Here is a 5,833-nt window from a genome sequence, read left to right as displayed (position 1 = left end):
ACACTGATGACAATACCTGAGGTGGTACCAATATCATCATTAGTCGGTGTGCCCGTTAAGCTACCGGTTATTGTGCTAAACGTTGCCCAGCTAGGTTTAATGTTAATACTAAAGCTTTGGGTATCACCTGCATCAACATCAGAAACTATAGGAGTAAAGCTGTAGGCAATATCTTCAGCCACCGTTGTGGCTGGCGTACCTGTTATTACCGGCGCATCGTTGGTGTTTGAAACGGTCAGATTAAAGGCCGCTAAGCTGTCTGATGTATTCGCACTATCGGCAACACTGATGACAATACCTGAGGTGGTACCAACATCCGCATTAGTCGGTGTGCCCGTTAAGGCGCCTGTTGTCGTGCTAAACGTTGCCCAGCTAGGTTTAATGTTAATACTAAAGGTTTGGGTATCACTGCTATTTGTATCTGTGACCGTTGGCGTAAAAGTATACACTGAATCTTCTACTGCAACATTGCCCGGCGAACCACTGATAACTGGTGCAAAATTTGTTATCTCTGTAATCGTCGGTATATCGATAACTTCTATGGCCCGTGTTGTTTGATTGCCCACTAAAAAATTATTCGCATTGCCGAGCGTAACTGGAGCATCTAATGTCCAACTACCTCCATTAACAGATGTAGACGCTAACGCCGTATTATTATCAGCAACACCATCATTGTTATTGTCGCTGTAAAGGTAGATCACCATGCCCTCGGTCGGACTAGTCCCAGAGATATTGAAGCTGCTACCTTGCACTTGTATATTAGCTGCTGGAACTAACGCAGAAATAAAGGCATTGTTGTTATACACAAGCGATAACTGGTTAGACGAAGAGTTTGCAAGGCTGTTATCTACCAGATCATCAACGCTATTAGCGGGTAAGTCTACCGTCACCTCACCGTTACTTGAGGGGGTAAGATCGACCTGATAGCTATTACCTGAACCACTAAAGTTAGCTAAGGTACCATTATTAACAACTAAGTCATTAACTGTAAAGTTGACTACGTCGCGGCTAAAATTAATATTAACAAGTATGGGGCTAATGGCTGTTGGATTGCCTGCAGTGCTTGTAAGCAATGCGGTTAACGATTGAACTTCCAATGTAGCCGTTGCAGCAACACTAATTGTGTTACTGCCATTAACAGTACCATTAACATTGCTAGTTACACTGTTGTATACTCCATCTGCCGCACCAGCTGGTACTTGAAGATCAACAATAAAGGTACAGGATTCTCCCGATTTTAAATTTCCTCCTGCAAAAGTTAAAGACGTTATACCTCTAGACGTTGTAACTGTGATACTTGACCCGACACCACAAGGATCGGTAGGTAGAGTGATCGCCTGAAATGAGTTAATCACTGAACTCATTGGATCAGTAAAACTAATCAGTGTAGCATCTGCAGAGCTGTTGGTAAGCGTATAAGTCAGCGAAATAATATCACCTGCTAAAACAACGTCAGGACTAAAAGACTTAGTTAAATGCAAGGCACTGATCACAAGAGTATCAGAGGCTGCAGCGCTGTTAACTGCTTGCCCACCTGTACTTCCTGTTACTGCTGAGCTGGTTAACGTAATAGTGCTAGGAGTTGCATTATTAGGTACTAACAGTGTAACAGAAAAAGTACATTGGCTAGCACTCGATAAAGAGCCACTAGAAAATGTGAGTATTGAGCTGCCACTAATAGTTGAGCCAGCACCACAAACGTCACCGGAAGGTGTTGATACTGCAGTCAGGCCACTCAAAACAGTATTCAAATCAACCGTAAAGGCAAGGTTGGAAACATCTGCGATAGCACTTTCACTGTAATCAAGCGTAAACTCTAGGGTCACTTGCCCCCCTGGTGCTATTTGTTCTTCAACAATTGCCAAGGACAATTTAGCAGCACTCATAACCACTAAAGTCTCCTGAGCTTGATTACCATAAACAGTTTCACCATTAACAGTCCCAACAATAGTTGAAGTAGTGAGCAGATAATTAGCCGAAGAATTGTCTGCAGGTAAAGTAAGCACAAGATCAAAAGTACAGTTGCCCCCAGCAGGTATTGTGCCATCAGCAAATTTGAAATACCTCGTAGAACCGTCATCAATTTCAGAGAAGGTGCTGCCAACGCCACAGGTATTTGCAGTAGGTAATGTATTCGTCACCATACCAGAAACTATAGAATCTATAGGCATAGTAAACCCTAAATTAGTAACGCTATTCGTCGGATCGGTATTAGTAACCACATAACGCAAGGTCAGGTTTTCACCGCTATTAACAGCATTATTGAGAAAAGACATACTAACTTGCGGTGCCTTTTTAATTATCAGTGTATTAGTGGACGCGGCTTTAGTAGTGGCCGAACCTAAAGTTAAGTTAATAACACTTGTGGTATTAGTATAATTTCCCGCAGCAGCACTTGTAGGTATCAACACGCTGATCTTAAATGTACACGAAGCTTCAGCTGACAAATTAGCACCCGTAACAGTAATCGGACTTAGACCTGTGCTGCGGCCGTTAATGTCTAAAATTGGGCTTGGTATTGTTAGGCTAGAGCCAACGCCACAAAAACCGTCAGACGGCAGTGCTGTCGCTGTTAAACCACTTAATGTCGCATTAAGATCATTGGTAAAACTGATGTTTTCAGCGGCATTAACTCTATCTAAATTATTAATAGTATAGGTAAGGTCAACATTTGTACCTGGGGCACTAGCGTTTGGAAAGGTCATAAACATAAATGAACTACCCACTGTTAGTTCAGCACTAGCCTGACCACTGGGATTTCTGCCATTTTGTGATAAATCAATACTTTTAGTTTGATAAATGCCAGCAGAAGGTGCGGTTACATCTACTGAAACAGTACAGGTTGAACCTGCAGTGACAAGCGGCAATAAGCTGCTTAACGAGGAAGACCTTGGCTCTGCAACCACGGTTGCTGAGCAGCTATTAGAAATATTAGGCTGCTCAGAAAAAGTAAGTCCAGTTGGCAAGCTATTGGTAAACCTTAGCGCAAAAGCATTTGAGCTATTAGCACTATTATCTATGGTATAAGTTAAGGAACTAACCGCGCCTGGGGTAATTGTAGCCGGTGAAAAAGCCATACTAAAACCGGGACGATTATCGTCAACTGTTAATATAGCTGAGCTCGTACCCGCACTGCCAGCGCTAGTGCTTAGTGCGTCAGTGGTATTAGTATGAGAACCTGCAGTGGTGCTAGTAACATCGACTTGAAAACTACAGCTTGCACCTGCACCCAAACGGTAATCACTAAAGGAGGTCACATTACTCCCTGGTGTTGAAACATAGCTACCGTTAAGACAAGTATTGAGTGCAACAGCAGGTGAAGCGATGGTCATACCGGCAGGGAGTGTGTTGGTAAAGGTGAGTCCACTAACACCGGTTGCCTGCGCCGAGTTGTCAATGGTATAGGTCATAGTTGAGACACTACCAGGACCTATCGTTGTTGGGGAAAAGCTAACACTAAATACTGGTGTGTTCAAGGGCACAGCATGGCTTAAAAAGTTCCACATTAGGCAAACCACAAGCGCTAAGGCTTTGAAGAAGCTAGGTATAAAAGACATTTTTTTATTCATTTAATAATACTCTTTTGGGAATTTTAAGCGAAGCACAACAAAACAAGCCCTGCGTTTGACTTTTACTTGGCGCCTGCAAACACACGGCTAAGATAATAAAAAGAGAATTAGCCATTTTTAACGAGAGATAAAAGTGCACTAATCACTTATATAGGTAATGAGTTAACTACATGTTTAAAAAATAATTAACTCGTGCACTCAGCAGTTATTGCATGTTTTTACTTTGCTCTAATTGTTCAACACGGCGCTGCAAATTTTCTATTGCTTTTTGTTGTTCTTGCACCAGTTTGGTGAGTACCGCAACAAAATCCATTGCCGCTAGACTTTTACGATCATTAGTGGCAACTATTTCAGGTACATCTTCGGCAATAAAACCAGCGTAACTTTCAGTAGGCTCAATTTTGTAGGTAAAAGTAACAGGTTTAAGCGCTTTAATAGTATTAAGTGCAACCTCGGCACTAATATCAGTAATATTATTTTTTAAATTACGGCTTGATGCATTGGTCCATACCCCACCTGTTGTCAAGTGTGCACCGTTGGCAAACTCAAGTACATTTGAGGCGTTAACACTTTGAACACCAACACCGATTGTGCCGTCAGTGTTAACCGTAAACAGAGAGGAACCGGCAGTTGTTTGAATATCAAATAAGCCATTAGGCACTTGTCCATCGTCAATATTAATACCGACATCGCCTGAAGGGCTCACTAAAAATGCATGGTTATTGGCATTGCTGGGGTGTGCAATATCTAACAGACCATCTGGTGTGCTGGTTTGAAAACCGATATTACCGTTCGTGTTGACCATAAACTGAGATAAACCGCCAGTTGTTTGAATATCAAATAAGCCATTAGGCACAAATCCATTGTCAATATTAATACCAACATCGCCTAAAGGGCTGACTAAAAATGCATGGTTATTGACATTGCTAGGGTGTGCAATATCTAACAGACCATCTGGTGTGCTGGTTTGAAAACCGATGCCACCATCAGCTGCGATATAAAGACTGTTAGAAGGTGCATTCGGTCTGATTCTAAAGGGTAATCTCCCACCATTAGTTACGTCACGAATGAAAAAGCTTGTTTCATTACCGCCAAGATCCCAAGTTTGCGGACTCCAACCACTACTAGAATCCTGCTCTAAGCGAATAGCTGGCGTGTTAGAATCGCGCACATGCAAGTCAACAATTGGCGCTGCTGTGCCTAATCCTAAATTACCACTACTAGCGACATATATGCTGTTTGATGGTGCACTAGCTAAAATAGTAAATGGGGTTTTGCCGCTATCAATATCGTCAATACTGAATCTATTAAGTCCACCGTTGGCGGAGTCGTTAACAGTGATTTGCCAATCAGTAGTCGGAAATGCACTAGAGGAACTGGTATCTATAAACTTTATCCGGAGATTATTTTCTTTGAGCCTTAGGGTGTCAAAACCAAAACTTTCGTTATTGACGCAATCAAATCCAGTACAAATACTACCAGTAACAACTAAATCGTCTTGTATTTGTTGATCAGCTAGTGCTGAAAAGCTACTAAATCCGGCAACACTGATGAGTGCAATAATGGGCGCTTTCACTAATCTAATTTTTCTATTTTTCATATTATATCTCTTGATTAGCTAATTTATTATTCAACTGAATGGGTCTGAGTAGCAAAATTTTTAATTTCACCTGATTCAATATAAAAATGGCCACTTTGTTTAATCGCTTTATGTAACTGCTTACGTTCATTTTCACCTCGGCCATTATTCAAAGGTTGATGAGTTGCCACAACAAACTCATCGGAAAGGGCTGCTGTTAACTGATAGGTATACAAACCATCAGTTAATTCACCAAAAGCGGATAATTCAATGGCGGGAATCTCAATATCAACCGATTCACTGACAGAAAAGCCATTAGGGCCTACTATGGTTAACGTAGAGGCAAAGACGTTTTTGGGGTTAGTAAAACCAATATAAGTACCACTAAAGTTTTCATTAGCGATTAGAGTAGTCGCATTCTCTGTGTTTGTTTTTTCAACCTGATTAGTTGCCATCACTAAAGGTGAGTTGAGCAGTAAACTTATTACTGACGATAGAAAAATGTGTTTGCTATTCATATTGGTGACCTTTCAGGTTATTTTATTATTTATACACAAACGTTCTCATTGCATGAAAACACTACTTTTGTGAATTGCATATATTGAACTAATAATATAGGATTACTCTACTTAAAAACACAGAAAAAGCAGAAACTACAGAAATTGCAGAAATTGCAGAAATTGCA

3 protein-coding genes are annotated in these 5,833 nt (G+C 41.1%); all 3 read right to left on the bottom strand.

All coding sequences use genetic code 11. From position 1 onward, the window contains the following. Positions 1-3,569, bottom strand: a 3,569-nt coding sequence (locus H4J61_RS00105; RefSeq protein ID WP_220461147.1) for an S-layer family protein, incomplete at its 3' end; no start/stop codon positions are given. 205 nt (positions 3,570-3,774) lie between these two features. Next, positions 3,775-5,169 (bottom strand): tail fiber domain-containing protein, encoded by a 1,395-nt coding sequence (locus H4J61_RS00100; RefSeq protein WP_182182612.1) that lies wholly within the window; start codon positions 5,167-5,169, stop codon positions 3,775-3,777. A gap of 26 nt (positions 5,170-5,195) precedes the next feature. Then, positions 5,196-5,666, bottom strand: coding sequence for a hypothetical protein (locus tag H4J61_RS00095; protein ID WP_182182611.1), 471 nt, complete (start codon positions 5,664-5,666; stop codon positions 5,196-5,198). Positions 5,667-5,833 lie beyond the last annotated feature (167 nt).

Source organism: Colwellia sp. MB3u-4, from assembly GCF_014077065.1.
Classification (GTDB): Bacteria; Pseudomonadota; Gammaproteobacteria; order Enterobacterales; family Alteromonadaceae; genus Cognaticolwellia.
The sequence above is the reverse complement of the archived record's forward strand: the minus strand, read 5'-3'. Positions and strand labels throughout refer to the sequence as shown.

Bases quoted from the DNA above. Each gene is read 5' to 3' on its own strand.
- H4J61_RS00100 (WP_182182612.1), bottom strand. From the start codon at position 5,169: ATGAAAAATAGAAAAATTAGATTAGTGAAAGCGCCCATTATTGCACTC.
- H4J61_RS00095 (WP_182182611.1), bottom strand. From the start codon at position 5,666: ATGAATAGCAAACACATTTTTCTATCGTCAGTAATAAGTTTACTGCTC.